The organism is Streptomyces sp. NPDC039424, assembly GCF_055639495.1.
Window position 1 is genome coordinate 123887 of sequence record NZ_JBVKAI010000022.1, and the last position, 26169, is coordinate 150055.

Here is a 26169-nt window from a genome sequence, read left to right on the forward strand (position 1 = left end):
GCGCCCCGCTGGACGCGTCGGCCGACAACGGTCTGAAGATCGTGGTCGTGGGCGGCTTCGGCGTCGGCAAGACCACGCTGGTCCGCTCGGTGAGCGAGATACGTCCCCTCAACACCGAGGAGACGATGACGCGGGCGGGCGAGGCCGTCGACGACATCAGCCAGGTGCGCGGCAAGAGCGCCACCACCGTCGCCTTCGACTTCGGCCGGATCTCGCTCGACGCGCGCAATGTGCTGTACCTGTTCGGCGCGCCCGGACAGGAACGGTTCTGGTTCCTGTGGGACCGGCTGTTCTCCGGCACGCTCGGCGCCGTCGTGCTCGTCGACACCCGCCGGATCGACGACTCCTGGTACGCCATCGACCGGCTCGAGCACCACGGCACACCGTTCGTCGTGGCCTGCAACGACTTCGGCGGCCCCGCGCACCCGCCTCAGGACGTCCGCGAGGCCCTCGACCTCGACCCTCGGGTGCCGCTGGTGGACTGCGACGCCCGCTCCCGCGAGTCGAGCAAGCAGGTGCTCATCACGCTGGTCCAGCACATCCAGCACCAGTACGCCGGCCGGCCGGCCCCGGCGGCCCTGCCCCGACAGGAGTTCGTGTGACCCCCGACGCCGTCCCCCTCAGCGGCCCCCGGTTCCAGACCGAGCCCGCCCGTCTGTACCGGGAGATGCGGCGCGAGCACGGCGCCGTCGCGCCGGTGCTGCTCGACGGTGACGTGCCCGCCTGGCTGGTGCTCGGCTACCGCGAGCTGCACCAGGTGACCGGCGACCCGGTGCTGTTCAGCCGCGACTCCGAGCTGTGGAACCAGTGGGACGGCATCCCCGCGGACTGGCCGCTGCTGCCGATGATCGGACGCAAGCAGCCCTCGATCCTGTACACCGTCGGGGAGCGCCACCGTCAGCGCGCCGGGATGATCAGCGACGCCCTGGAGGCGGTGGACCCCATCGCGCTGCGCGGGCACGCCGAGCGGTTCGCCGACGAGCTCGTCGACGCCGTCTGCACCGTGGGCGAGGCCGACCTCGTCACGCAGTACGCGATGATGCTGCCGGTGCGGGTCCTCGCCAGGCTCTACGGCTTCTCCGACGAGGAGGGGCCGGGCCTCGTCACCGCCCTGAACGACATGATCGACGGGCGGGAGCGGGCCATCGCGGGCCAGACCCATCTGGCCACCTCCATGGCGCAGCTGCTCGCCGACCGCCGGGCGGCGCCCGCCGACGACGTCGTCTCCCGGATGCTCGCCGACGACAGCGGCTTCAGCGACGAGGAGATCGCCCAGGACCTGATGGTGATGATGGCGGCCGGGCACCAGCCCACCGCCGACTGGATCGGCAACTCGCTGCGGCTGATGCTCACCGACGAGCGCTTCGCCGCCTCCCTCTTCGGCGGCCGCAACAGCGTCGGCGAGGCCATGAACGAGGTGCTGTGGGAGGACACGCCCACCCAGAACGTCGCCGGCCGCTGGGCCTCCCGCGACACCCACCTGGGCGGCCGTCGCATCCGCGCCGGCGACCTGCTGCTGCTCGGTCTGCAGGGCGCCAACTCCGATCCGCAGGTCCGCACCGACGGCTCCGCGCTGACCGGCGGCAACAACGCGCACTTCTCCTTCGGCCACGGTGAGCACCGCTGCCCGTTCCCGGCGCAGGAGGTGGCCGAGGTGATCGCGCGGACCGGCATCGAGGTCGTACTGGACCGGCTGCCCGACATCGACCTGTCGGTGCCCGCCGAGTCCCTCACCCGTCGGCCCTCGCCCTGGCTGAGGGGACTGACCCAGCTGCCCGTCCGGTTCACTCCCGTACCCGCTCTGTGATCCCGCGTCGCCCCGGCCGACCCGCCTGCCGGCCGGCGGTCCGGGGGCCGTCCCCGGACCGGCGCAGTACCCCTACCCCTGCCCTGGGAGGCACGCCACGATGACGACCGGTACCGAGACCACCCGGATCGCCCTCGACCCCTTCGTCACCGACCTGGACGGCGAGAGCGCACGGCTGCGTGCTGCCGGTCCGCTCGCCGCCGTCGAACTGCCGGGCGGGGTCCCCGTCTGGGCCGTCACCCATCACGCCGAGGCGAAGGCGCTGCTCACCGATCCGCGTCTGGTGAAGGACATCAACGTCTGGGGCGCCTGGCAGCGCGGTGAGATCCCCGCGGACTGGCCGCTGATCGGCCTGGCGAACCCCGGCCGTTCCATGCTCACCGTGGACGGGGCCGACCACCGCCGGATGCGCACACTGGTCGCGCAGGCGCTCACCCCGCGCCGGGTGGAGCAGATGCGGGAGCGGATCACCAAGCTCACACAGGAGCTGCTCGACCGGCTTCCCGCGGATGACGAGGTCGTCGACCTCAAGGCGGCCTTCGCCTACCCGCTGCCCATGTACGTCGTCGCCGACCTGATGGGCCTCGACGAGGCCCGGCTGCCCCGGCTGAAGGTGCTGTTCGAGAAGTTCTTCTCGACGCAGACGCCGCCGGCGGAGGTGATCGCGACCCTGACGGAGCTGGCCGGGATCATGGCCGAGACCGTCGCCGCCAAGCGCGCCGCGCCGGGCGACGACCTGACCAGCGCCCTGATCCTGGCCTCCGAGGACGGTGACCGGCTCACCGACGAGGAGATCGTCTCCACCCTCCAGCTGATGGTCGCCGCGGGCCACGAGACCACCATCTCCCTGATCGTCAACGCCGTGGTCAACCTCTCCGCCCACCCCGGCCAGCGCGCGCTCGTGCTGTCCGGGGAGGCGGACTGGTCGGCGGTGGTCGAGGAGACGCTGCGTTTCTCCACGCCGACCTCGCACGTCCTGATCCGCTTCGCGACCGAGGACGTGCCGGTCGGCGACAAGGTGATCCCGGCCGGCGACGCGCTGATCGTGTCGTACGGCGCGATAGGCCGGGACGAGAAGGCGCACGGTCCGAGCGCGGGCGACTTCGACATCACCCGCGCGTCCCAGAACCGTCACATCTCCTTCGGCCACGGTCCGCACGTCTGCCCGGGCGCGGCCCTGTCCCGCCTGGAGGCCGGGGTGGCGCTGCCCGCCCTGTACGCCCGCTTCCCCCGGCTCGACCTGGCGGTCCCCGCGTCGGAGCTGCGCAACAAGCCGGTGGTGACGCAGAACGACCTGTTCGAGCTGCCGGTGCGGCTGAAGGGTTAGTTGTCCCGGGCCAGAACGGTGGTCAGGACCTCGCGCAGAGTGGCCGCGGGGTCCTGCACCGGGCCCGGCGCGCGCCAGGCCACGAAGCCGTCGGGGCGGACGAGGACCGCGCCCCCGGGGGCCGTGCCGTGGCGCTCCGCCCAGTCCGCGTCGTCCTCGGGCGCCAGCTCCGCGTCCGCTCCGGTGCCCACGCGGTACGAGGTCAGCGGGAGGGACATCCGCTCGGCGAGGCGGGTGGCCGCCTCGTGCCAGCCGCCCGGCCCGTCGGCGCCGCTGAGCAGGACCAGGTCGCGTTCGTAGAGGTCGAGGGTGGAGACGCGCTCTCCGCGGTGCCGTACCCACAGGTGGGGGGACCGGCTGCCCGGGTCGCCGGCCAGCCGCAGGCCCTCCGGGACGACCGGGGTGGCGGGGTCGGCGTCCACGACGGCACCCTGCGGATAGCGGTAGCCGAGGGCCACGTTGAGGATGCCGCGCTGGGGGCCGCCGCCGCCCATGCCGGGTGCCGGGGCGAAGCCCGGGTGGCTGTGCTCGACCGAGCGGTTGGCGGCGCGGGCGCTGGTCGCCTCCGCCACCGGGCGCCGCTCGGCGTCGTAGGTGTCCAGCAGCCCCTCCCCCGCCCAGCCGCCGAGCACGGCGGCCAGCTTCCACGCGAGGTTGTGCGCGTCCTGGATACCGGTGTTGGAGCCGAACGCCCCGGTGGGGGACATCTCGTGCGCCGAGTCGCCGGCCAGGAAGACACGTCCCGACTGGTAGCTGCGGGCGACGCGCTGCGCGGCGTGCCAGGGCGCCCGGCCGGTGATCTCCACGTCGATGTCCATGTCCCCGACCGCGCGGCGGATGTGCTCCACGCACCGCTCGTCGGTGAACTCCTCCAGGGTCTCGCCGTGTTCGGGGTGCCAGGGCGCGTGGAAGACCCAGTTCTCCCGGTTGTCCACGGGCAGCAGCGCGCCGTCGGCGTCCGGACTGGTCAGGTAGCAGACGATGAAGCGGCGCTCGCCCACGACCTCGGCGAGGCGGCGGGAGCGGAAGGTCATGCTGATGTTGTGGAACAGGTCGCCGGGGCCGCTCTGGCCGATGCCGAGCTGTTCGCGGACCGGGCTGCGGGGGCCGTCGGCGGCCACGAGGTAGTCCGCGCGGATGGTGGTGTGCTCGCCGGTCTCACGGCTCTTGACCACCGCCGTGACTCCGGTGGCGTCGGCGTCGAACGACAGCAGTTCGGTGTGGTACCGCAGATCGCCGCCGAGGCCGACGGCGTGGTCCAGCAGGACCGGCTCCAGGTCGTTCTGGCTGCACAGGCACCAGGAGCTGGGGCTGAAGCGGGCCAGTCCGCCGCCCGGGTCGATCTCCTTGAACAGCCACTCCCCCGCGTCGCCGACCAGGGTGGGCGTCTGCAGGATGCCGTGGTTGCCGGCCAGCGTGGCCGCGGCCTGCCGGATCCCGGTCTCGACGCCGGCCACCCGGAACAGTTCCATCGTCCGTACGTTGTTGCCGCGTCCACGGGGATGGATGGACGTGCCGGCATGGCGCTCCACCAGGGTGTGCCGCACACCCAGCCGGCCCAGGAACACCGAGGTCGACAGGCCGACCAGGGAACCGCCGACGATCAGGACCGGTACCCGGAGGGTGCCGCGGTCGGCAGAATCGGCTCTTTCCTTCATCACTCGCCTCCAGCGCGTCGTGCCCACCCGTCCACCGGAATCGGCGGGTCAAGGCCGGGACTCTCATGCATGCCCCGTGAGGCGGAGGCGGGCTCGGGCTTGTTCACCCGGGCGGAGGGCGTCCGATCCGGTCGGTTGATGGTTTGAAACGCGCCGGGGTGGCGGGAGCCGCGAGAAAGCGGGCGTCGCTCCCCGCCGCCGCCCGCCCCATTGCCGTGGACGTCATGCCGTCGGGCATGTGCGGTTCCGCCGGGGGTGGCCGCGGCCACCCCCGGGGCGTCAGATCCGCCCGCCGGTGAGGCGGGTGAGGGGGCCCTGCGGGCGCTGTCCCGCACGGCGGCCGATCGCGTACGACGCGGCGCTCAGGACGGTCAGGCCGGTGCCCACCCCGGCGGCGACGAGCTTGCGCTGGGCGATCACCGTCCAGGCCGTCTTCGCCGTGGCCGCCACCTGGCCGGACGCCGCGATGACCACACGGCGGCCGGCCTCCAGCTTCTCGGCGCCGGTGTGCACGGCCCCGGTCGCCGTGTCCGCCGCGTGCTCGGCGCCGGTCTTGGCCGCTGACGCGGCGTCATCCGTCTTCGCGGCGGCCTTCTTGGCGCCCCGCGAGGCCGGAGCGGTCGCGTCGGCGGCGGTCCGCCGGGCCTTGGCCGCCGTCGTCTGCTGGGAGTCGGGCTCTCGCTTCGTCTCGCTGTTCGATTCACTCATGGACTCCGCCTTGCCTGTCAGGCTCCCGCCAAACAGGCCCGGCCCGCCCGAAGTGCCTCAGCCGCCGAGAGCCGCCAGCACCACCGACTTCGCCTCCTCCTGCACCCGGGCGAGATGCTCGGGCCCGAGGAACGACTCGGCGTACACCTTGTAGACGTCCTCCGTGCCCGAGGGGCGGGCCGCGAACCAGGCGTGCTCGGTGGTCACCTTGATGCCGCCGATCGCTGCGCCGTTGCCGGGGGCCTCGGTGAGCACGGCGGTGACCGGTTCCCCGGCCAGGGTCTCGGCGGTGACCTGGGCCGGCGAGAGCTTCGCCAGCAGGGCCTTCTCCTCGCGGGACGCCGGGGCGTCGATGCGGGCGTAGGCCGGTTCACCGAAGCGGCCGGTGAGTTCGGCGTAGTGCTCCGAGGGCGTCCTGCCGGTGACGGCGGTGATCTCGGACGCCAGGAGGGCCAGGATGATGCCGTCCTTGTCCGTCGTCCACACCGAGCCGTCCCGGCGCAGGAACGACGCACCGGCCGACTCCTCGCCGCCGAAGCCGAGCGTGCCGCCGAGCAGTCCGTCCACGAACCACTTGAACCCGACCGGCACCTCGACCAGTTCCCGGCCCAGGTCGGCGGCGACCCGGTCGATCATCCCGGAGGACACCAGCGTCTTGCCGATCCCTGTCCCGGCCGGCCACCGCTCACGGTGCTCGTAGAGGTAGCCGATGGCGACCGCGAGGTAGTGGTTGGGGTTCATCAGGCCCGCGTCCGGGGTGACGATGCCGTGCCGGTCGGCGTCCGCGTCGTTGCCCGTGGCGATGTGGAAGCGGTCGCGCTGCTCGATGAGCGAGGCCATCGCGTAGGGCGAGGAGCAGTCCATGCGGATCTGGCCGTCCCAGTCCAGGGTCATGAACCGCCAGGTGGGGTCGGTGTGCGGGTTGACCACCGTCAGGTCGAGCCCGTGCTGTTCGGCGATCCGGCCCCAGTAGGCGACCGACGCCCCGCCCAGCGGGTCGGCGCCGATGCGCACACCGGCCTCCCGGATCGCGTCCAGGTCCAGGACGCTCGGCAGGTCGGTGACGTACCTGCCCAGGAAGTCGTACCGGCTGGTCGTGGCCGCGGCGAGCGCCTTGGCGTAGGAGACGCGTCGTACGTCCTTCAGGCCGCCCGCGATGATCTGGTTGGCCCGGTCCTGGATCCAGGAGGTCGCGTCGGAGGCGGCCGGGCCGCCGCTCGGCGGGTTGTACTTGAATCCGCCGTCGGCGGGCGGGTTGTGCGAGGGGGTGACCACGACGCCGTCGGCGAGGCCGGAGGTACGGCCCCGGTTGTGGGTGAGGATGGCGTGCGAGACCGCCGGGGTGGGCGTGTAGCCGTCCGCGCTGTCGATGAGCACCGTCACGTCGTTGGCGGCGAACACCTCCAGCGCGGTCACCTTCGCGGGCTCCGACAGCGCGTGGGTGTCGGCCCCCAGGAACAGGGGGCCGTCGGTGCCCTGGCTGTCGCGGTACTCGCAGATGGCCTGGCTGGTGGCGGCGATGTGGTCCTCGTTGAACGCGCTCGCCAGCGAGGACCCGCGGTGTCCGGACGTACCGAACGCCACCCGCTGCCCCGGATCGGACGGGTCGGGGTGCAGCGCGTAGTACGCGGTGACCAGCCGGGCCACGTCGACAAGATCCTCGGGCCCGGCCGGCCTGCCCGCTCGCTCGTGCGGCATGAGTGCGTTCCTCCGCTTCGGTCGTGAAGTTTCGCTCGGCATCTCATCTTTCCCCTTCCGGGCACCGGTACGCGAGTGCACACCACCTGCGGCGCCCCGCCGGGGCGGGGCGGGCCTGGAGCCGTCTACTCGCCGGCACCGTGGCGGGCATGCCCCTGCCGGAAGTGCCGCCCTCCGGCCGTAGCTGGGTGCCGGCGCGGTTCCGGCGCCGGGCGCGTCTTCACGGCCCGGCTGAGGGAACGGTTCCGCAGTGGGCTCCGCTCGCCCGGGTGGAGGAGCCCCAGCACGATCGCCGCGCCCACCGCGATCAGGTGCTCGCGGCCCGCGAGGTTGGGTACGGCGATGGACTCCCACACCATGGATCCGCCGGTGAGGGCGAACACCACGGGTGCACGCCGGACCACCGAGATGTAGGTGAACAGGCCGACCACCGCCGCCGACGGTCCGGTGTCGAGCACCTGCCCGCACTCGGGGGGCAGGCCGAGGCCCCACCAGCCGGGGCCGATCGCGATCATCACGCGCGCGCCGAGGGTGCCGGCCAGCGTGGTCGCATAGGCGATGACCAGCGTCCTGACCCGCCCGAGCGCGAGTTCGGCGAGGGCGAAGGCGAGGAACAGCTGGGTGATCCCCGCCCACACCGGGAGGTCGAGGGCCGGCACGTACAGCGAGATCGGCGTACGCAGCAGCGACAGCCACAGCGGCAGGTCCGCCTTGACGCCGCCCAGCTGCCACACAAGCCGCTTGCCGCCCGGCTGTTGCGCCAGATCGTGGAAGAGGATCACGCCGAGCGTGGCCACGAACGCCAGGGACAGCCCGGCCGGGCCGCGACGCCACAACTGCCGTAAGGGATCGGCGATGATGCCCTGCCATTCGTCCCGGAGCGTACGGCCCGCGTACGACACGATCCGCCGGGCCACGGAACGCGGCTGTCCATCCCCCTCCCCGCCCGCCCCGGACCGCGGCCCTCCGTCGGGCCCGCTCCGCACCGCCACGTCCACGCCCCCGTTGTGCACGTCGTTCCCCTCGTCGGGCGGGGCGCTGGTCGACGCCCCGCCCCCACGTCATCGAAAAAGTGAGCGAACAGCTGCCTCACAGACTGGTTTGCCGGCAGAGACTAAGAGGTCCTGCTCAGGTCCTGGGTTCCGATGACCGAGAGCAGTTCCAGCTGGGCGGCGCCCTCGGTGCCGGGCGGGGCGGTGAACCACAGCAGGCGCTGGCGGCCGTCCTCGCTGAACAGGCAGTGGCAGTCCAGCTCGATGACGCCCAGCGCGGGGTGGACGATGCGCTTGTGGTCGGTGCGGCGCAGGGCGACGTCGCGGGTCTCCCAGAGGGTCGTGAACTCCTCGCTGCGCCGGCGCAGCGCGGCCACCATCCGGGCCACCTCGGGGTCCTTGGCACGCCGGGCGGCGACGGCCTGCAGGTCGGCGACGAACACCCGGGAGTGGTGGGGGTGGTCCTCGACCGGGTAGACCGCACGCGCGCCGGGGTCGGTGAACCAGCGGTGGACGAAGCTGGCCGCGGGCCCGGTGACCGCCGGGGGCGGGCCGAGGAGCGCCACGGCCAGGGGGTTTTGTACGAGGGTCTCGTGCAGGTCGGTGATGACCTGGGCGGGGGTGGTGGTGAGCCGGTCGAGCAGCCCGAGCAGGGCGGGCTGGACGTGGGCGGCCGGGCCGTGGGCCGCCGGGGGCAGCGGGCGGTCGGCGAGGTGGAAGAGGTGGTCGCGTTCGTCGCCGTTCAGCCGGAGCGCGCGGGCGAGGGCGGCCAGCACCTGGGGGGAGGGCTGGGCGCCACGGCCGCGTTCCAGCTCGGTGTAGTAGTCGGCGGACAGCCCGGCCAGCTGGGCGACCTCCTCGCGCCGCAGCCCGGGCACCCTGCGCCGGGGACCGGCGGGCAGTCCGACGTCGGCCGGGCGGATCCGGTCACGCCGGGACTTCAGGTAGGCGGCGAGCTCCGAGTGATTCACCCCGCCATGGTGCCGCGTGCCGCTTCCCCGAGCCAGGGGTTGAGAACCCCAGGGTGGGGAGAGCCATGGCTGACGCGGACGGACCGGACCAGGCTGGAGACACAAGCAGGGCACCGCGGGTTCGCCGCGGCGCCCGCCGCCACCGCTCCCCCGGTCGGCGTCCCGTCCGCGACCTCCACAGGAGTCCCCATGTCCACCCAGGAACCGACCACCGGCGCCACCACCTCGGGCGAGGGCACCGGCCGGCCCCGCGTCGCCGTCGTCACCGGCGGCTCGCGCGGCATCGGCCGGGCGACGGTGAACCGGCTGGCCGCCGACGGATACGCCGTGGTGGTCGGCTACGCGGGCAACCGCGATCTCGCCGAGGCCGCCGTCAAGGAGGTCGGCGCGGCCGGTGGCCGGGCGGTCGCCGTGCGGGCCGACGTCGCCGACGAGGAGCAGGTCGCCGCGCTGTTCGCCACCGCGGAGTCGGAGTTCGGCGGGGTCGACGTGGTCGTCCACGCGGCCGGGCGCATGTATCTGGCCCCGGTGGCCCAACTGGACCTGGCGGAACTGGACGCCCTGCACCGCACCAACGTCCGCGGCACCTTCGTGATCGCCCGGCAGGCCGCCCGGACGCTCCGGCCCGGCGGAGCGCTGATCACCTTCTCCACCTCCGTGGTGGGTCTGGCCCTCCCGACGTACGGGGCCTACAGCGCCAGCAAGGGCGCGGTCGAGGCGCTCACGCTGATCCTCGCGCGGGAGCTGCGCGGCCGGGACGTCACCGTCAACGCCGTCGCCCCGGGCCCCACGGCCACCGACCTGTTCCTCGACGGCAAGGACGAGGAGACCGTGGCCCGGATGGCCGCCCAGGCTCCGCTGGAGCGCCTCGGCACCCCGGCCGACATCGCCGACGTGGTCGCCTTCCTCGCCTCGCCGGCCGGTCACTGGGTCAACGGCCAGGTGCTCCGCGCCAACGGCGGCGTCGTCTGACGGCCCCCACTCACTCACCCACTCACTCACCCGGTCACTCTGAGGGAGAACCACCATGCCGTTCGCGAACTTCAAGGTTCCCGCCGGAAGCCTCGACGAGAAGCAGAAGGCGGAGATCGTCACCCGCGTCACCGAGCTGTACGTCGACATCTACGGCGAACGCGCCCGCGCCGCCACCCTGGTCCTCGTCGAGGAGGTGGCCGACGGTGGCTGGGGCATCGGGGGCGACGTCCTGACCCTCGCCATGCTCCAGCAGTCGCCCGGCCACTGAGGCCCTGCCCGGCTGGAGGTGCGCGGCGGCCCGGCCCGGCGGAGTCTGGAGGGCATGCGGCACAGCAGGCGGCGGCCCGGCCGGGACGCGGGCGGGGACAGGGGCACGGACGCGGACGCGGTGGAGTCGGTGCTGGACGAGCTCTACACCACACCCCCGGCCGAGTTCGTCACCCGCCGTGAGGAACTGGCTGGCGCGGCCAAGGCGGACGGCCGGGGCGAGGACGCCCGCCGGATCCACGCCGCCCGCCGCCCGACGCTCGCCGCCTGGGCCGCGAACCTGCTGCTGCGTTCCCGTCCCGAGGAGAGCCGGCAGTTCCTGGAACTGGGGCAGGCACTGCGCGAGGCGTACCGCACGCTGGACGCCGCCGGGCTCAAGGAGCTGTCCGCGCAACGCCGGCAGATCGTCACCGCCCTGTCCCGGCAGGCGGCCCAGCTCACCCGGGACGCCGGGCACGGGCTGTCGGACGCGGTGCGGCAGGACGTCGAGTCCACCCTGCGCGCGGTCCTCGCCGACCCCGACGCGGCCGAGCAGTGGGCCGCCGGCCGCCTGGACGGCGCGCTCACCCCGCCGTCGGACTTCGGCACCGCCCGGCCGCCCGACGTACCGCCGAAACCGGTGCCGGCCCCGGCGCCGCGCACGGCGGAGGACGAACTCGCCGGGCGGCGAAAGGAGCGGCGCGAGCGGCAGCTCGCCCGGGCCCGGCAGGCGGCCGACCGGGCCGAGCAGCGGCTACGGGAGAAGCGCGCCGAGCGCACGGAGGCCGAGGCACGGCTGGAGCAGGCCCGCGACCGCCACGCCGAGGCCCTGGAGCAGGTCTCCGCCGCCGAACGGCGACTCGACCAGGCCCGCGAGACGCTCCGCCGGACCGAACGCGAACAGCAGCGGGCCCAGGAGCGCCACGAGACCACCACCGAAGCGCTGGCACAGGCCGAACAGGCAGCACACGAGGCCACCGAACGGGCCGACCGGCTCGCCACGAGCGAGGAAGGGGCCAACGGCGCCTAGTCCCACCAGAAGTACCAGCTCCCGCACCGTAGTTGCGACGCGGCCAGTGCCTCCACGCTGCCGACGCCCTGGTCGACGATGTCGGAGCAGTAGGCGTAGTGCTCCAGCGCGGCTCGGGCGACGCCTTCCGGTGTGCGGGGCCGTCTGGTGACCAGGACTTCGAGGACCTGGTCCTCCAGGGTGACGAGTTCCGCGCCGTACCGTTCGTGGAAATGGCGCAGCACTGCCCGGTGGTCGGTGCCCGACATGCCGTAGTTGCAGGCGCCCAGCCAGTTGAGCAGGGCGGGCACCTCATGGCCGTGGGGCGCCCGTACCAGGCACACCACGGTACGGTCCTGGCGGACGGCCGATATGTGGGTGCCGCCGACGAGGTCGACGTCGATCTCGGCCGCCACATGCCCGGCCAGATGCCGGACCGGCACCTCGAAGGGGTCCGCGCCGGCCGGGGTCCACTCGGCCGGGTCGCGCAGGTGCTTCTCGGCGTCGCGGGCCCAGCGGGCGAGCAGCTCGTGTCCGTCCGGCGGTCCGCCCCGGTCCTGAGCCGCGAACTCCGGCGTCAGCCCGATGAACACGTTGTCCAGGAACTCGGGCTTTCCGGCCAGTACGGGCCACCAGCCGGTGCGGTCGTGCAGCGCCCGCAGTCCGCTCCACAGCCGGAAGGCCTCGACGCCGTCGACCTCACCGGCGTACACCGGTGAGCCGTCGGTCGCGTTCGCGGCCTCGCGCAGTGCGGGCAGCGGGAGGTCCTCCCCGGCGCACAGCCGTTCCACTTCGGAGATCGTCATCGTCACAACGGCCAACGTAGCGGCCGGGTCCGACAGCGGGTCCGGGCCGTCCGCTCCCCCGTTTGGCCCGGCCTTCACCCACTTACCCCACTGCGTTCGTGGTGTCGCACGGTACGGCGCAAGATCGTGCCCATGCGACCGGCGTGCTTCCCCCCGCGACGCGGCGGTCGCTGTCCGTTCCGCCCGCCGCCCGTCCCCCGGCAGAAGGCTCAGGGGGCCATGAAGGAGATGTGCGCAGGATGACCACCACGTCTGAACGTGTTTCAGAACTGTCGGCGCGACAGGTGTCGCACCATGTCTCCCAGTCCGTGTTCGACGGCTCCCGGCTCCGGGTCGTCCTGCTGGTGGACGTCTACGACGGAGCCCAGCAGCAGTTCCTGGAGGCGTACGAGCAACTCTGCAACCAGGTCGCGTCCGTTCCCGGGCACGTCAGCGACCAGCTGTGCCAGTCGATCGAGAACCCCTCCCAATGGCTCATCACCAGTGAGTGGGAGAGCGCCCCGCCGTTCCTGTCCTGGGTGAACAGCGAGGAGCACGTGCGGATGGTGGAGCCGCTGCACAGCTGTGTACGGGACACCAGGTCGCTGCGGTTCCACATCGTCCGCGAGACCGGCGGACCGGCGGAGCCGACGGCGGGCAAGCGCCGGCTCCAGTCGTCCCCGCGCATCGGTGACGGCGTGGTCCGCCACGCGCTCACCTTCACCGTCAAGCCGGGCAGCGAGGAGGCCGTCGCGAAGATCCTCGCCGACTACGCCTCGCCCGAGCCGCAGGTGGACGACACCACCCGGCTGTGCCGCACCTCGCTGTTCATGCACGGCAACCGGGTCGTACGGGCCATCGAGGTGCGCGGTGACCTGCTCACGGCGCTGCGCCACGTCGCCCGGCAGCCCGAGGTGCGGGCCGTCGAGGAGGCCATCAACCCCCATCTGGAGCACGACCGGGACCTCGACAGCCCCGAGTCCGCCCGTGTCTTCTTCACCCGCGCGGCGCTGCCCGCCGTCCACCACGTGACGCAGGCCCAGGAGATCCCTGAGGCGAAGCGGCACGCCCTGTACTACCCGGCACGGGAGGGTCTCGGCATGCGGCTGGCCGAGGTGCTCGCCCAGCAGGACGCGGTGGCGGCCAAGGACTCGCGCAGCCCGATCCTGCGCAGCACGGTCTTCCAGCGCGACGACGTCGTGGTGCGGCTGATCGACATGCGGGGCTCCCTGGAGGCGGCCGACCCCGTCCTCGCCCTCGGCCTGCCCGACCCCGCGCAGGCGGCCGAGCTGACCACGCTCCTCGACGCCGGCGCCAAGAGCGGCGACCCGGCACGCCTGCTGGAGTCCGCCCGGATGGATCTCATCACCGACCGCAGGTCGCCGGAGGCATGAGCCGCAGCACACGGCCCGCGACGGCCACACCCCCCACGTCGACGCAGCACAGCATCGGAGGAACGTCGTGATCAAACCCCGTCCCAAGATCGTGGATCTCAGCGAGGTCGAGCCCAACGTCAAGCGCGGCGGCGATCTGCGCGCCATGCTCACCCCCGCCACGGTCGGCTCCACCAGCGGTTTCATGGGTGTGGCCATCGTGCGGCCCGGCGACCGCATCGGCGAGCACTACCACCCGTACTCCGAGGAGTTCGTCTACGTCGTCTGCGGGCAGCTGGAGGTGGACCTGGACGGCGATCCGCACCCGCTGCGGCCCGAGCAGGGCCTGATGATCCCCGCCCACATGCGCCACCGCTTCCGCAACGTCGGCGACGTGGAGGCCCGCATCGTCTTCCACCTCGGCCCGCTGGCGCCGCGCCCGCAGCTCGGGCACGTCGACACGGAGGAGACCGAGCCGGCCACGGTCGTCGTCGAAGGAGCCGACGCGGGCGGGGTCCGGTCGTGACCAGGCGGGTGGCGGTCACCGGCATAGGCATCGTGGCGCCCGGCGGGATCGGCGTACCCGCCTTCTGGGATCTGCTGGCGAGCGGCCGTACCGCGACGCGGGGCATCACGTTCTTCGATCCGGCCGGCCTGCGCTCGCGGATCGCCGCCGAGTGCGACTTCGACCCGGCGGTGCACGGGCTGGACGAGGAGCAGATCGCCCGGGCGGACCGGTACATCCAGTTCGCCCTGGTCGCGGGCAACGAAGCCGTACGCGACTCCGGCCTCGACCTCGCCCGGGAGAACCCCTGGCGGGTCGGGGTGTCCCTGGGGACGGCGGTCGGCGGCACCACCCGGCTGGAGCACGACTACGTCCTGGTCAGCCACCGCGGTGAGCGCTGGGACGTGGACCACCGGGAGGCGGAGCCGCATCTGCACCGGGCGTTCTCGCCGAGCACCCTCGCCTCGGCGGTGGCGGAGTCCTTCGGGGCGTGCGGTCCGGTGCAGACCGTCTCCACGGGCTGCACCTCGGGCCTGGACGCCGTCGGCTACGCCTTCCACACCGTGGAGGAGGGCCGGGCGGACATCTGCATAGCGGGCGCCTCGGACTCGCCGATCTCGCCGATCACCATGGCCTGCTTCGACGCGATCAAGGCGACCTCCCCCAACAACGACGATCCGGCCCACGCCTCCCGTCCCTTCGACAACGACCGTGACGGGTTCGTCATGGGCGAGGGCGGGGCGGTGCTCGTCCTGGAGGAACTGGAGCACGCCCGAGCCCGCGGCGCACACGTGTACTGCGAGCTTGGCGGCTACGCAACCTTCGGCAACGCCTACCACATGACCGGTCTGACCAGCGAGGGCCTGGAGATGGCCCGGGCGATCGAGGTCGCCCTGGACCACGCCAGGCTCGACGGCACGGCCATCGACTACGTCAACGCGCATGGCTCGGGCACCCGGCAGAACGACCGCCACGAGACGGCCGCGGTGAAACGGGCGCTGGGACAGCACGCCTACGGCACGCCCATGAGCTCCATCAAGTCCATGGTGGGTCACTCCCTCGGGGCGATCGGGGCGATCGAGGTCGTGGCCTGTGTGCTGGCCCTGGCCCACCAGGTGGTACCGCCCACCGCGAACTACGAGACCCCCGACCCCGAGTGCGACCTGGACTACGTCCCGCGCGTCGCCCGCGAGCGGAAGCTGAACAGCGTCCTGTCCGTGGGCAGTGGGTTCGGCGGCTTCCAGTCCGCGGTGATCCTGACCCGGCCAAGGGAGAGGACACCATGAGCGAACCCTATCCGCGCCGCGCGGCCGTCACCGGAATCGGTGTGGTCGCGCCCAACGGAACCACCGTGGAGGCCTTCTGGAAGTCCACCCAGGAGGGCCTGAGCGTCCTGGACCGGGTCACCCGCGACGGCTGCGAGCACCTGCCGCTGCGGGTGGCCGGTGAGGTCCGCGGCTTCGAGCCGTCGGCGGCGGTCGAGGAGCGGTTCCTCGTCCAGACCGACCGGTTCACGCACTTCGCGATGGCCGCGGCCGACCTGGCCCTGGTGGACGCCCGCCTCGGCCAGGCCGACACCGACGACGCGCCGTTCTCGGTGGGCGTGGTCACCGCGGCCGGTTCCGGCGGCGGCGAGTTCGGCCAGCGGGAACTGCAGCAACTGTGGGGAAAGGGCAGCCGGTTCGTCGGCCCGTACCAGTCCATCGCCTGGTTCTACGCCGCCAGCACCGGCCAGATCTCCATCCGCCGCGGCTTCAAAGGTCCCTGCTCGGTGGTCGCCGCCGACGAGGCCGGGGGCCTGGACGCGCTCGCCCACGCGGCGCGGGCCGTGCGGCGCGGCACCGACGTGATCGTGGCCGGCTCGACCGAGGCGCCGCTGGCCCCGTACTCGATGGTCTGCCAGCTCGGTTACGAGGAGCTGAGCACCGTCGACGATCCGGCGCGCGCCTACCGCCCGTTCACCGACCAGGCCTCGGGGTTCGTGCCCTCCGAGGGCGGCGCGATGCTCGTCGTGGAGGAGGTGGCCTCGGCCTGGGAACGGGGTGTGCCCGTGCGGGCCGTCCTCGCCGGGCACGCGGCGACCTTCACCGGCGCCTCCCGCTGGGAGGCGACCCGGGAGGGACTGGCCGAGGCGATCCGGGGCGCCCTGGACGAGGCCCGCTGCGCCCCCGAGGAGGTCGACGTCGTCTTCGCCGACGCCCTCGGGGTACCGGCGGCGGACCGGGCCGAGGCGCTGGCGATCGCCGACGCGCTCGGCGCCCACGGCCGGCGGGTACCGGTGACGGCGCCGAAGACGGGCACCGGGCGGGGCTACTGCGCGGCGCCCGTGCTGGACACCGCGGCGGCGGTGCTCGCGATGGAGCACGGCCTGATCCCGCCCACCCCGGGCGTGTTCGACGTCTGCCACGACCTCGACCTCGTGACCGGCCGCGCCCGCGCCGCCGAGCTGCGCACGGCGCTGGTCCTCAGCCGGGGCCTCATGGGGTCGAACTCGGCGCTCGTGCTGCGGCACGGCGCCGCCGACGCCTCGTAGCGAGGTCGCCGGAGCGAAACCGAAGCACAAGGAGAGGAACGACATGAGTGCCCAAATCACCGTGGAAGAACTGGCCGAGCTCATGAAGAAGGCGGCCGGGATCACGGTCAGCCCCCAGGAGCTGACGGACCGGCCCGACACCGCCTTCGGCGAGCTCGGCATCGACTCGCTCGGCCTGCTCGGCATCGTGGGCGAGCTGGAGAACCGGCACGGCACGCCGATGCCTCCCGACGCGGAGCGCTGCAGGACCCCCCGTCAGTTCCTCGACCTCGTCAACAGCACCCTTCTGGCAGGAGCCTGACATGGCCGGACACACGGAGAACGAGATCACCATCGCCGCACCGCTCGACCTGGTGTGGGAGATGACCAACGACGTGGCGAACTGGCCGCAGCTGTTCAGCGAGTACGCCTCCGCCGACATCCTGTCCCAGGAAGGGAACAAGACCACCTTCCGGCTGACCATGCACCCCGACGAGAACGGCACCGTGTGGAGCTGGGTCTCGGAGCGGGAGACCGACCGCCCGTCCCTCACCGTCAAGGCCCGCCGGGTCGAGACCGGTCCCTTCGCCCACATGAACATCCGGTGGCGCTACGAGGAGGTCGACGGCGGCACCCGGATGATCTGGACCCAGGACTTCGCGATGAAGCCGGAGGCGCCGGTCGACGACGACTGGATGACCGACAACATCAACAGGAACTCCAAGGTCCAGATGGCCCTGATCCGCGACCGGGTCGAGAAGGCCGCCGCCGAGCGGGGGGCCCAGCCGGGCCTGACCGACTGAGCCGGAGGGAGAAGACCGTGCACCAAGCCCTGATCGTGGCCCGGATGGCCCCCGGCTCCGCCCCGGACATCGCCAAGATCTTCGAGGACTCCGACCGGGGGGAGCTGCCCCACCTCGTCGGCGTCGCCCGGCGCAGCCTCTTCCAGTTCGGTGATGTGTACCTGCACCTCGTCGAGTCCGAGAAGGACCCCGGTCCCGCCATCGCCAAGGTGACCGGGCACCCGGAGTTCCGGGACATCAGCGAGCGGCTGTCGGCGTACGTCAGCGCGTACGACCCCGAGACCTGGCGTTCACCGAAGGACGCGATGGCGCACCGCTTCTACCTCTGGGAGCGGGACCGAGCCGTCTGACGCCGCCGTCCGCCCCCGGACGGCCACCGGTCGCCGGGCCCGCAGCGTCGCGGGCCCGGCGACCGGTGGTCTCGTACGTCCGGGCAGGTCACCCGGGGACGGTGCAGTCGAACGCGTGCAGGTAGGGGTTGACCGGGCTGATGTCGCCGATGACCAGGCCCGCGGCGGTCAGCCGGCCGACCATGCTCTCGGTGGTGTGCTTGGCGCCGCCGACGTTCAGCAGCAGCAGCAGGTCCATCGCGGTGCTGAACCGCATCGACGGGGTGTCGTCGACCAGGTTCTCGATGACCACGACCCGCGTCCTCGGCCCGCCCGCCTCGATGACGTTGCGCAGGCACCGGGCGGTGCTCTCGTCGTCCCACTCCAGGATGTTCTTGATGATGTAGACGTCGGCCTTGACCGGGATGCCCTCGCGGCAGTCGCCGGGGACGATGCGCACCCGGTCGGCGAGGGAGCCGCCCGCCCGCAGCCGCGGGTCGGCGTTCTCCACCACGCGCGGCAGGTCGAGCAGCGTGCCGTGCATCGACGGGTACTTCTCCAGCAGGCTCGCCACCACATGGCCCTGGCCGCCGCCGATGTCGGCCACCGACGAGGCCCCGGACAGGTCCAGGAGGTCGGCGACGTCCTGGGCGGACTGCTTGCTGGAGGTGGTCATGGCCCGGTTGAAGACGTCGGCCGACTCCGGGGCGTCCTCGTTGAGGTACTGGAAGAACTCCTTGCCGTACAGGTCCTGTACGACGTTGCGGCCGGTGCGCACCGCCTCGTCCAGGCGCGGCCATGCGTCCCAGGTCCAGGGCTCGGTGCACCACAGCGAGATGTAGCGCAGGCTGTTCGGGTCGTCCTCGCGCAGCAGCCGGGACATCTCGGTGTGCGCGAACGTCCCGTCCTCCCGCTCGGCGAAGACGCCGTAGCAGGACAGGGCCCGCAGCAGCCGCCTGAGCGGCTTGGGTTCGGTCTTCACCGCGGCCGCGAGGTCCTGCACGGCCATGGGGCTGTCCCCCAGCGCGTCGGCGACGCCCAGCCGGGCCGCCGCGCGGACGGCGGCGGCACACGCCGCCCCGAAGACGAGTTCCCTCAGCCGCATGGACGGCGGTGGGGCAGTTGATGAGGTCGTCATGTGCCGCCTCTCCTCCTTGGGTTCACGGACGGGTACGGCCGGTCAGCACAGTCCCGCGGGCTTGGAGGCCCGGCAGGAGTTGTGCTCGAAGGTGTTCTTGCTCTTGGCGGACTCCTGGTTGACGAGGTCCGCCGGTGCGTTGTTCTGCAGCGTGTTGTCGCTGATCCGGTTGCGCTCGCTGGTGACGCCGACGAAGCTCTTGTAGAGCACGATGCCGCCGGACAGCGGGGACTTGCCGGAGTTGTCGGTGACCAGGTTGCCGGTCAGGAGGCTGTCCTCGGCGCCGGTCAGGACGATGCCGGAGCCCTGGAGGAAGGGCAGCCGGGGGGTCTTCGGGCAGTACTTGTTGTTCTCCACGACCCGGTTGTCGGCGACGGTCACGGCGCCGGCCTTGGGCTTGTTCTCGTCGCCGACGACGAACAGGCCCGCGCAGTTGCCGGTGACGTCGTTGCCCGTGACGGTGATGTTGCGCAGACGCCGGACGGTGACGCCGATCCGGTTGCCCGCCAGCCTGTTGTGCTCGACCACCGTGCCCAGGGCGTCCCAGGCGCCTTCCTCCGTCGCGATGGTGTTGGCGAGGAAGATGCCCGCGTCGCCGTTGTCCTGGGCGGTGTTGTCCCGCAGCACGCTGCGCAGGGAGCGCTCCTGGGCGATACCCCACTGCCCGTTGCGCACGGCGGTCACGTTGCGCACCGTCAGTCGGTCGGTGTCCGCGGCGAGCACGCCGTTGTGGGCGAAGCCGGTGACGGCGAGGGAGGAGATGGTGACCCCGCGGACGGGGCGGCCCGCCTTCCCCACCACGCAGATGCCGTTGCCGCCCGCGGCACAGCTGTTCACGACCTTGGCGGTGCTCGGTTCGATCACCGTGGTCCGGCCCATGCCGCGCAGGGCCACCCCGGACGTGCTCACCTTCACGCTCTCGTGGTAGATGCCGCTGGTCACCAGGACGGTGTCGCCGGGCTTGGCGGCGTTCACCGCCTTCTGGATCGAGTGCCCCGGAGTGACCACATGGACCTCGGGGAGGCTGACGGGCGGGGCCGCGCCGAGTCCGGCCCCGAGGAGCGCCGCGGTGCAGGCGAGGTAGGCGATATGGCATTTCGTCATATTCCGCACGTTATGACCCAAAGGACCCTGGATGGGCCGGATGGGCCGTCCGGCGGCGTGTCACGCCGCCGGACGGGTGACGGGCGCCGGCCGCCCGGCGGGGCGAGGTGGCCCGCGGAGGCCTCCGCGAGCCGGACCCACCCCGCATACTCCAGCCCGAACGATCCCGCCTCCCGGGCGGCAGTCGGCTACTGCCCCGGTGCCGGGCCCGTGCTGCGGCGGACGATGAGTTCGACGGGGACGACGAGGTCGGCGGGGGCGGAGGCAGGCACGGTGGCGCCTTCCAGGCGGTCCAGCAGGAGGCGCAGGGAACGGATGCCGATCTCCGCGAAGTCGGTGCGCACGGTGGTCAGCGGGGGCAGCAGATGGGCCGCCTCGGGGATGTCGTCGTAGCCGACCACGCTGACCTCGTCGGGGACGGGGCGGCCGGCTTCGTGGAAGGCGCGCAGCACGCCCAGGGCCATCTGGTCGTTGGAGGCGAAGACGGCGGTGACGTCGGCGCGTTCGGCCAGCCGGCGACCCAGTTCGTACCCGGAGTCCGCGCTCCAGTCGCCGAAGAGGGGCTCGGGGACGTGCGCCCCGGCCGCCCGCAGGGTCGTACGCCAGCTGGCCGCACGCGCGTCGGCGGACGTCCAGCCGGCGGGGCCCGCGATGTGCCAGGCGGTGGGGTGGCCGAGGCGCAGGAGGTGTTCGGTGGCCAGGCGGGCCCCGGTCGTGGAGTCCGCGGTGATCAGGGGTGTGTCGTCGCCGAGGTCGTTCTCCAGGACCACCAGCGGCATGTCGAGGTGTGCCTCCGCCAGGGCGCGGCCCACCCGGCTCTGCGGGGCGATGGCGATCACACCGTCGGCGCCCTCGGCCGAGAGGCGGTCGGCGGCGCGGACCACCGTGTCCCGGTCGGCCGTGTCGAGGGCGATGGAGCTCACGAGGTATCCGGCGTCCTGGGCGGCGGTGTTGATCGCGGTCAGGATGGAGGCGGGTCCGAAGCGCGCCGCGTCGAAGGAGATCACGCCGAGCATCCGGGTTCTGCCGCTGGCCAGGGAGCGGGCGCTGCGGCTGGGGCGGTAGCCGAGCGAGCGCATGGCGGCCCGGACGGCCTCGCGGGTCTCGGGGCGGACGGCCGGGTTGTCGTTGATCACCCGGGACACGGTCTGCTTGGAGACACCCGCCAGCCGGGCCACGTCGTCCATCACGGGGCGCGTGCCCGCGAAGTTGCGCCGGCTGCGCCGCGGGGGCACCGAGCTGTCGGCAGTACTGCGGGACATGGTCGGGTCGCTTCCTTCGGCCTGGTCACGGCGGGCCTTCCCCGCCCGGCGGATCCACAGGATAGGCCGGACGGGAGGGGCACACCGCAGCGGATCGCGACAGGTCCTCAGCGGGAGCGCGTGCCGCGGATCAGCCACAGCGTGGCGGCCAGGCACAGCGCCGAGACACCGCAGAGCAGCAGCGGCACCGCCCGGATCCCGGACCACTCGATGGCCTTGCCCAGCAGCGGGCCCGCGGCCACACCGCCCACCATGGACGCGGCGATGACCAGCGCGCCCGCCCGGCGGGCCCGGGGCGCCGACCGGTGCAGCCACGGGAGGCCGGTGGGGAAGACCGGCGCGATGAACAGGCCGACGCCCGCGTAGGCGTAGGGGGCGAGGCCGGGGACCGCGGCCAGCAGCAGGCAGCCGGTCATGCCCGCGCAGGAGACGGCGATGATGGACCGCGCCGAGAAGCGCAGGGCGAGCGGCGCGACGAGGAACCGGCCCACCGTCATCATCAGCCAGTAGACGGAGGTGGCGGTCGCGGCGGCCCCGGCGCCGTAGCCGACCGTCTCCAGATGCGTGGGCTCCCAGCCGCCGACGCCCGCCTCGATGCCCACGTGCAGCACGTAGAGCGCGACGAACATGGCGAGCACCGACGCCAGGCTGCGGGTCAGGACCGGCCCATCGCCCGGCTGACCCGCCGCGTCGGACGGCTGCGGCGCCCGGTCGCGTACGCCCTTCAGGCACAGCAGCAGCGGCAGGTCGACGAGGGCGAAGCCGAGGAAGACGGCCGGGTAGTGCTCGGCGCCGACCGCGCCGATGAGCGCCGGACCGAGGATCGCGCCCACACCGAAGTGCGCGTTCAGGATGTTCAGCATCGCGGTGGACCGGTGGCCGAAGCCGACGGCGAACAGCTGGTTGAGGCCGTAGTCGATGCCGCCGAAGCCGAGCCCGGCCAGCAGCGCCATGGCCAGCGCGGCGGGCCAGCCGGGCGCGAGCGCGAAACCGGCCGCGCCGAGCGCCATCAGCAGATACGAGGCCGCGAGGATCCGCCGGTTGCCGATCCGGCCGTACAGCCGGTCGAAGAGCAGTACTCCGGCCACCCCGCCGACGAAGTGGGCGCTCAGCCCGAGTCCGGCGGCCGAGGGGGTGAGCCCGAACTCCCGGCGGAAGGCCGGGATCGCGGGGCCGTACAGGGCCTGCAGCGCGCCGATGAGCACGAAGCCCACACAGGAGGCGACGACGGCGGCCGGGCTGAAGACGGGGACGCCTTCGCTCACGCGGGCGCCGGTACGTGGTCGGGTGGTCGGCTCGGTCACACCATGAGCGTTACCGGTAACATCAGGCCCGTCAAGATCTCGCCGGCCACCGCGGCGGTCAGTTCGGCGAAGGGATGCGGGCCGCGATCTCGCGGGCCACGCGATGCGCCTCCGGCGACAACGGGGGGCCGCCCTCGGCGGTGCCCGCCTGCAGCAGGTCCAGCAGGTCGTGCGCCTCCTCCTGGTGCAGCACCGCCAGCCGTTCGGCGGTGCCGCCCCCGGGCAGGAAGTCGGTCTCGTCCAGGTCTGGGGGGTCGTAGCCGTCCATGGTGGGGCAACGTACCCGGTCTGATGGCCCTCACGCAGCCTCGACGAGCCGCACGTCCCCCACCGGGGAAGTTCCCGTGGAACTGTTCTCGGACTCTCCGCCACGGCCCGCTTCCGTCCGTCTCGCGGGAGCTTCGCCGACGCGGCGGGACGTGCCCGCCCGTCCCTGGCGGACTACCGCTCGGCGTCGTCGGTTCGGCCGGATCCGTCAGGGCCGGGGCCGGTGGTGACCACGACGACGACCGCCGCCAGCAGCGCGCCCGCGGCGAGGGCGGGTGCCGGGGACCAGGCGGCCGGGAGGAGGGTGGCCGCGGCGACGGGGTAGGGAAGCCACTCGGCCGCTTTCCGCTGGTGCGGGCGCAGATGCACGGCCCACACCGTGACCAGGAAGACGGCCGCCGGGACGGTGACCGCCGCTCCGGCGGCCGGGGACGGGGCGCCGGTGTGCCGGGTGACGTGGTCGGCGTAGGCGGCCAGGCTCGCTCCCTCGGCGGTCGCCGCGGCGAAGACCAGGTAGTGGCCGTAGGCCCAGGGGAACCTCCTGCGGTGGGCCTGGTGGGTCGTGGCGAGCAGTGTGTGCGCGGGGCGGGTGAAGTACAGCCACCACATGGCGTAGGCCAGGAGCAGACCGCCGGCCGCCACCGCGGTGAGGGCACCGGTGGCGCGGTGCCGGTCGAAGGCGCTCTGTACGGCGACGGTGGTGGCGGCGACGGACTCGCCGAGCACGATGAGGGTGAACAGTTCGTACCGCTCGGCGATGTGGTGCGGATGCCAGGGCGTCATCCCGGCGGACTGCGCCCACACGGGTACGGACAGCTCGGCGACGATCAGCACGGCGATGCCCGGCAGCCGCAGCGCGGGCGGAACGCCGAGCAGGGCCACCCAGCCGAGCTGGCACGCCGTGACTCCCCCGGCGAAGCGCAGGGTCGTCCGGCGCCGGGCGGGGTCGGCCAGCGCGGCCCGCAGCCAGAGGGCGGCCAGTGTGGTGCGCAGCACGACGTATCCGAGCGTGATGATCCTGAGGTCACCGTCCTCGAAGGCGCGGCGCACACCGGCCGCGAGGACGAGCGAGCCGGTGATCTGGGCGAGCACGGTCAGCCGGTAGGGCACGTCGTCGGGGTCGTAGGCGGAGGCGAACCAGGTGAAGTTCATCCACGCCCACCAGATGGTGAAGAAGACCAGCGCGAAGCGCAGCACGCCGGTGGCGTACTCCCCGTGGGTCAGTGCCGTGCGCAGACTCGCGGACGCCTGCGCCACCGCGATGACGAAGCACAGGTCGAAGAGGAGTTCCAGCGGGGTGGCGGACCGGTGCGGCTCGGCGGGGTCCCGGCCCCGCATGCCGCGCCGGCGGCCGCGGGCCGGGCTCGCGTCGATGGCCCGCTCCTGCGCGCTCATGCCCCTCCTCGCCGTGCCGCCTCCCCCGGGCGTCGCCGTCCCGCCGAGGCTAGGACGGCAGGACGCGGCCCGTTGTCCGTTGGTGCACGGAGGTGTGCCCGAGAGCGCACGGCCGGAGTGGGGGCGGCGGCGCAGTGCGCCCGCAGGCAGCACCGCGTGCGCTGCTGGGCAACTCGTTGGCCGCGCGGGCACCTAGCGTCCTCGGGTACGCACAGCACGCACCGCAGGAGGCGGCACATGACCACCAGCTCCCGGCCCGGAACCGGCAGCCAGCCCTGGCTGCACCAGAAGGGCGAGGTGATCCAGGAGTTCGGGACCGTCAAGCAGTTCCCGGTCGGCCTGTCCTACGAGGCGCGGATGTACTCGTGCCAGCGCCTGAACAAGGTGCTGGCGGACACACAGATCCTCTACGGCCTGTACAAGAAGCACCACTGGCTGATGCGCGGCGCGACCTTCTACCAACTGCACCTGGTCCTGGACAAGCACGCGGGGGAACAGCTCGAGATCGTCGACACCATCGCCGAACGCGTCCAGTCGCTGGGCGGTGTCGCGGTGGGCGATCCCCGCCACGTCGCGGAGATCACCTCGATCCCCCGGCCGCCGGACGGTGTCGAGCAGGTCCCGGCGATGCTGTCGCGGCTGCTGGAGGCCCACGAGAGCATCCTCGTCGACGCCCACGACGGTGCCGCCAGGGCCGCCGAGCTGGGTGACGACGGCACCAACGACCTGCTGGTGTCGCAGGTGATCAGGACCGGTGAACTGCAGGCGTGGTTCCTGGCCGAGCACCTGGTGGACACGCCGCTGGTCCGGGCCTGACCGAGGTCGCGGCCGAACCGGCCCGAGGCGCGGGGAGGTCGCGGCCCGAGGCTCAGCCGGTCCGGCCGGGCGCCGCCCGCAGCGGGCATCCCGTGCCGGCGCGCTTCTCCAAGTCGGCGCGGAGGGCGGCGAGTTCCGCCATGCGGGCGTCGACGACCCGGATCTTCTCCTCGAACAGCGCGGACAGGGCCGCCGCGGAGTCCGGCGCGTCCAGCAGTTCCTCGCCGTGCCGTGCGATCTCCGCCAGGGAGAAACCCAGGGTCTGCGCGGTGCGGACGTAGTCGAGCCAGGGCACCGTCTCGGGCGGGAAGTCACGGTAACCGTTGGGCAGCCGCCGGCCCGTGACCAGGCCGACCTTCTCGTAGAACCGGATGCCGTCCTTGGTCATACCGGTGCGCGCGGCCAGCTCTCCGATCAGCATGACCCTCCGTCGGCTCGGCTCACGGGGTTGACCATGGAGCGTACTCCACTGTTTAGCGTGACGCCGTCGCCGTCGCCCGACCAGTGGGAGCCACACCGTGATCCGTGCCCTCGGCCCGTCATACGCCGCCTATCCGCGCGTCGTCCGCGCCAGTGCCTGGTACGACCTCGTCGTCACCGCCGGGTTCGCGACGCCGTGGACGTACGCCCTGGTGCACGACGCGCTGTCGTCGCTGGGCGACACGCTGGGACTCGGGGGCTTCCCCCCGCTCGACCCGATGCAGACCATGTACGCGAATTTGCTGGGTTCGGTCGTGGTCGTCTGGGCCCTGCTGCGTATCCTCCGGCCGCTGGCGGTGCACGGGCTGTACGACGGTGTCGCCCGCACGCTGTTCGCGATGTGGCAGGCGTACGCGCTCACCCAGGGGGCCACGCGGCTGCTGTGGGCGTTCCTCGTCGTGGAGGTCTCCTTCGGCATCGCCCAGCTGGTGCCGTGGGCGTCGGCGGCGGGGCGCCTCAGCAGGGCGGGGGACAGCGCGTGACGCCGTCAGCCGGTGCCCAGTGCGGTGCGCAGGGTGCTGATCGCCTGGCCGATGGCGGCCTCGGCCGCGTGGGTCTCGCGCAGGGCGTTGAGCATCACGAAGTCGTGGATGACGCCCTGGACGCGGATGGCGGTGACCGGTACTCCGGCCTCGCGCAGCTTGTTCGCGTACGCCTCGCCCTCGTCGCGCAGCACGTCCGCCTCGGCGGTGATGACCAGGGCCG

The 26169-nt window shown here is 72.8% G+C and carries 29 protein-coding genes; 15 read left to right on the forward strand and 14 right to left on the reverse strand.

Annotated features, from left to right (window positions below):
• Window positions 1-8: 8 nt before the first annotated feature.
• The 3 genes from ACZ7L0_RS36865 to ACZ7L0_RS36875 all read left to right on the forward strand — a co-directional run bounded on the left by ACZ7L0_RS36865 (window position 9) and on the right by ACZ7L0_RS36875 (window position 3134).
• The gene (locus ACZ7L0_RS36865; RefSeq protein WP_471246969.1) at window positions 9-602 is read left to right on the forward strand and encodes a GTP-binding protein; all 594 of its coding nucleotides are present in this window, start codon (window positions 9-11) and stop codon (window positions 600-602) included.
• A complete protein-coding gene (locus ACZ7L0_RS36870; RefSeq protein WP_471246931.1) occupies window positions 599-1807 on the forward strand; it encodes a cytochrome P450 in 1209 nt (402 codons plus the stop codon). Before ACZ7L0_RS36865 ends, ACZ7L0_RS36870 begins: the two co-directional genes overlap by 4 nt.
• A 100-nt stretch (window positions 1808-1907) precedes the next feature.
• The gene (locus ACZ7L0_RS36875; protein ID WP_471246932.1) at window positions 1908-3134 is read left to right on the forward strand and encodes a cytochrome P450 family protein; all 1227 of its coding nucleotides are present in this window, start codon (window positions 1908-1910) and stop codon (window positions 3132-3134) included.
• Here ACZ7L0_RS36875 and ACZ7L0_RS36880 read toward each other — a convergent pair.
• The 5 genes from ACZ7L0_RS36880 to ACZ7L0_RS36900 form a co-directional block, all read right to left on the reverse strand.
• On the reverse strand, window positions 3131-4792 hold the full coding sequence (locus ACZ7L0_RS36880; RefSeq protein WP_471246933.1) for an FAD-dependent oxidoreductase: 1662 nt from the start codon (window positions 4790-4792) through the stop codon (window positions 3131-3133). The two genes, ACZ7L0_RS36875 and ACZ7L0_RS36880, sit on opposite strands and share 4 nt — an antisense overlap.
• A gap of 279 nt (window positions 4793-5071) precedes the next feature.
• The gene (locus ACZ7L0_RS36885; protein ID WP_471246934.1) at window positions 5072-5500 is read right to left on the reverse strand and encodes a hypothetical protein; all 429 of its coding nucleotides are present in this window, start codon (window positions 5498-5500) and stop codon (window positions 5072-5074) included.
• 57 nt (window positions 5501-5557) lie between these two features.
• The gene (pgm, locus tag ACZ7L0_RS36890; protein ID WP_471246935.1) at window positions 5558-7198 is read right to left on the reverse strand and encodes a phosphoglucomutase (alpha-D-glucose-1,6-bisphosphate-dependent); all 1641 of its coding nucleotides are present in this window, start codon (window positions 7196-7198) and stop codon (window positions 5558-5560) included.
• A gap of 125 nt (window positions 7199-7323) precedes the next feature.
• Entirely contained in the window at window positions 7324-8115 is a 792-nt protein-coding gene (locus ACZ7L0_RS36895; protein ID WP_471246936.1) for a hypothetical protein, read from the reverse strand.
• A gap of 197 nt (window positions 8116-8312) precedes the next feature.
• Entirely contained in the window at window positions 8313-9161 is an 849-nt protein-coding gene (locus ACZ7L0_RS36900; protein ID WP_471246937.1) for a helix-turn-helix transcriptional regulator, read from the reverse strand.
• A gap of 189 nt (window positions 9162-9350) precedes the next feature.
• On the opposite strand from ACZ7L0_RS36900, the gene ACZ7L0_RS36905 reads away from it, so the two are divergent.
• The 3 genes from ACZ7L0_RS36905 to ACZ7L0_RS36915 are packed head-to-tail and all read left to right on the forward strand — an operon-like array spanning window position 9351 to window position 11412.
• Window positions 9351-10133: an SDR family oxidoreductase gene (locus ACZ7L0_RS36905; RefSeq protein ID WP_471246938.1), complete on the forward strand. Its 783-nt coding sequence runs from the start codon at window positions 9351-9353 to the stop codon at window positions 10131-10133.
• 55 nt (window positions 10134-10188) lie between these two features.
• Window positions 10189-10404 carry a tautomerase family protein gene (locus ACZ7L0_RS36910; protein WP_471246939.1) on the forward strand — a complete coding sequence of 72 codons (216 nt, stop codon included), beginning with the start codon at window positions 10189-10191 and terminating at the stop codon, window positions 10402-10404.
• A gap of 54 nt (window positions 10405-10458) precedes the next feature.
• Window positions 10459-11412, forward strand: a complete 954-nt coding sequence (locus ACZ7L0_RS36915; RefSeq protein ID WP_471246940.1) for a hypothetical protein — start codon at window positions 10459-10461, stop codon at window positions 11410-11412.
• On the opposite strand, the gene ACZ7L0_RS36920 is transcribed toward ACZ7L0_RS36915, so the two are convergent.
• On the reverse strand, window positions 11409-12197 hold the full coding sequence (locus ACZ7L0_RS36920; protein ID WP_471246941.1) for a DUF4253 domain-containing protein: 789 nt from the start codon (window positions 12195-12197) through the stop codon (window positions 11409-11411). The two genes, ACZ7L0_RS36915 and ACZ7L0_RS36920, sit on opposite strands and share 4 nt — an antisense overlap.
• Window positions 12198-12436: 239 nt before the next feature.
• On the opposite strand from ACZ7L0_RS36920, the gene ACZ7L0_RS36925 reads away from it, so the two are divergent.
• From ACZ7L0_RS36925 to ACZ7L0_RS36955, 7 genes are all read left to right on the forward strand, one after another.
• Window positions 12437-13570, forward strand: coding sequence for a SchA/CurD-like domain-containing protein (locus ACZ7L0_RS36925; RefSeq protein ID WP_471246942.1), 1134 nt, complete (start codon window positions 12437-12439; stop codon window positions 13568-13570).
• A gap of 67 nt (window positions 13571-13637) precedes the next feature.
• Window positions 13638-14075 carry a cupin domain-containing protein gene (locus ACZ7L0_RS36930; protein ID WP_471246943.1) on the forward strand — a complete coding sequence of 146 codons (438 nt, stop codon included), beginning with the start codon at window positions 13638-13640 and terminating at the stop codon, window positions 14073-14075.
• Window positions 14072-15340, forward strand: coding sequence for a beta-ketoacyl-[acyl-carrier-protein] synthase family protein (locus ACZ7L0_RS36935; protein WP_471246944.1), 1269 nt, complete (start codon window positions 14072-14074; stop codon window positions 15338-15340). Before ACZ7L0_RS36930 ends, ACZ7L0_RS36935 begins: the two co-directional genes overlap by 4 nt.
• The gene (locus ACZ7L0_RS36940; RefSeq protein WP_471246945.1) at window positions 15337-16587 is read left to right on the forward strand and encodes a ketosynthase chain-length factor; all 1251 of its coding nucleotides are present in this window, start codon (window positions 15337-15339) and stop codon (window positions 16585-16587) included. The genes ACZ7L0_RS36935 and ACZ7L0_RS36940 overlap by 4 nt, the downstream gene beginning before the upstream one ends.
• Window positions 16588-16630: 43 nt before the next feature.
• Complete coding sequence (locus tag ACZ7L0_RS36945; RefSeq protein WP_471246946.1) at window positions 16631-16888, forward strand: acyl carrier protein; 258 nt, start codon at window positions 16631-16633, stop codon at window positions 16886-16888.
• 1 nt (window position 16889) lies between these two features.
• Complete coding sequence (locus tag ACZ7L0_RS36950) at window positions 16890-17369, forward strand: SRPBCC family protein (RefSeq protein WP_471246947.1); 480 nt, start codon at window positions 16890-16892, stop codon at window positions 17367-17369.
• Window positions 17370-17386: 17 nt separating this feature from the next.
• Window positions 17387-17719 (forward strand): TcmI family type II polyketide cyclase, encoded by a 333-nt coding sequence (locus tag ACZ7L0_RS36955; protein ID WP_471246948.1) that lies wholly within the window; start codon window positions 17387-17389, stop codon window positions 17717-17719.
• Between the two features lie 88 nt (window positions 17720-17807).
• Here ACZ7L0_RS36955 and ACZ7L0_RS36960 read toward each other — a convergent pair whose 3' ends face one another.
• The 6 genes from ACZ7L0_RS36960 to ACZ7L0_RS36985 form a co-directional block, all read right to left on the reverse strand.
• A complete protein-coding gene (locus tag ACZ7L0_RS36960) occupies window positions 17808-18836 on the reverse strand; it encodes a methyltransferase (protein ID WP_471246949.1) in 1029 nt (342 codons plus the stop codon).
• A gap of 42 nt (window positions 18837-18878) precedes the next feature.
• Entirely contained in the window at window positions 18879-19940 is a 1062-nt protein-coding gene (locus ACZ7L0_RS36965; protein WP_471246950.1) for a right-handed parallel beta-helix repeat-containing protein, read from the reverse strand.
• 188 nt (window positions 19941-20128) lie between these two features.
• Entirely contained in the window at window positions 20129-21202 is a 1074-nt protein-coding gene (locus ACZ7L0_RS36970) for a LacI family DNA-binding transcriptional regulator (RefSeq protein WP_471246951.1), read from the reverse strand.
• A gap of 107 nt (window positions 21203-21309) precedes the next feature.
• Window positions 21310-22467 carry an MFS transporter gene (locus tag ACZ7L0_RS36975; RefSeq protein WP_471246952.1) on the reverse strand — a complete coding sequence of 386 codons (1158 nt, stop codon included), beginning with the start codon at window positions 22465-22467 and terminating at the stop codon, window positions 21310-21312.
• A gap of 97 nt (window positions 22468-22564) precedes the next feature.
• Window positions 22565-22774, reverse strand: coding sequence for a DUF6417 family protein (locus tag ACZ7L0_RS36980; protein WP_471246953.1), 210 nt, complete (start codon window positions 22772-22774; stop codon window positions 22565-22567).
• A 173-nt stretch (window positions 22775-22947) separates the two neighbouring features.
• Window positions 22948-24168, reverse strand: coding sequence for a low temperature requirement protein A (locus ACZ7L0_RS36985; RefSeq protein WP_471246954.1), 1221 nt, complete (start codon window positions 24166-24168; stop codon window positions 22948-22950).
• Between the two features lie 237 nt (window positions 24169-24405).
• On the opposite strand from ACZ7L0_RS36985, the gene ACZ7L0_RS36990 reads away from it, so the two are divergent.
• Window positions 24406-24984: a Dps family protein gene (locus tag ACZ7L0_RS36990; protein ID WP_471246955.1), complete on the forward strand. Its 579-nt coding sequence runs from the start codon at window positions 24406-24408 to the stop codon at window positions 24982-24984.
• Window positions 24985-25036: 52 nt separating this feature from the next.
• On the opposite strand, the gene ACZ7L0_RS36995 is transcribed toward ACZ7L0_RS36990, so the two are convergent.
• On the reverse strand, window positions 25037-25405 hold the full coding sequence (locus tag ACZ7L0_RS36995) for a MerR family transcriptional regulator (RefSeq protein ID WP_471246956.1): 369 nt from the start codon (window positions 25403-25405) through the stop codon (window positions 25037-25039).
• Between the two features lie 97 nt (window positions 25406-25502).
• Between ACZ7L0_RS36995 and ACZ7L0_RS37000 the strand changes: the two genes are divergently transcribed.
• Complete coding sequence (locus ACZ7L0_RS37000; protein ID WP_471246957.1) at window positions 25503-25946, forward strand: hypothetical protein; 444 nt, start codon at window positions 25503-25505, stop codon at window positions 25944-25946.
• A gap of 5 nt (window positions 25947-25951) precedes the next feature.
• Here the strand turns inward: ACZ7L0_RS37000 and ACZ7L0_RS37005 are convergent.
• On the reverse strand, window positions 25952-26169 hold a 218-nt coding region (locus ACZ7L0_RS37005; RefSeq protein WP_471246958.1), incomplete at its 5' end, for an alpha/beta hydrolase.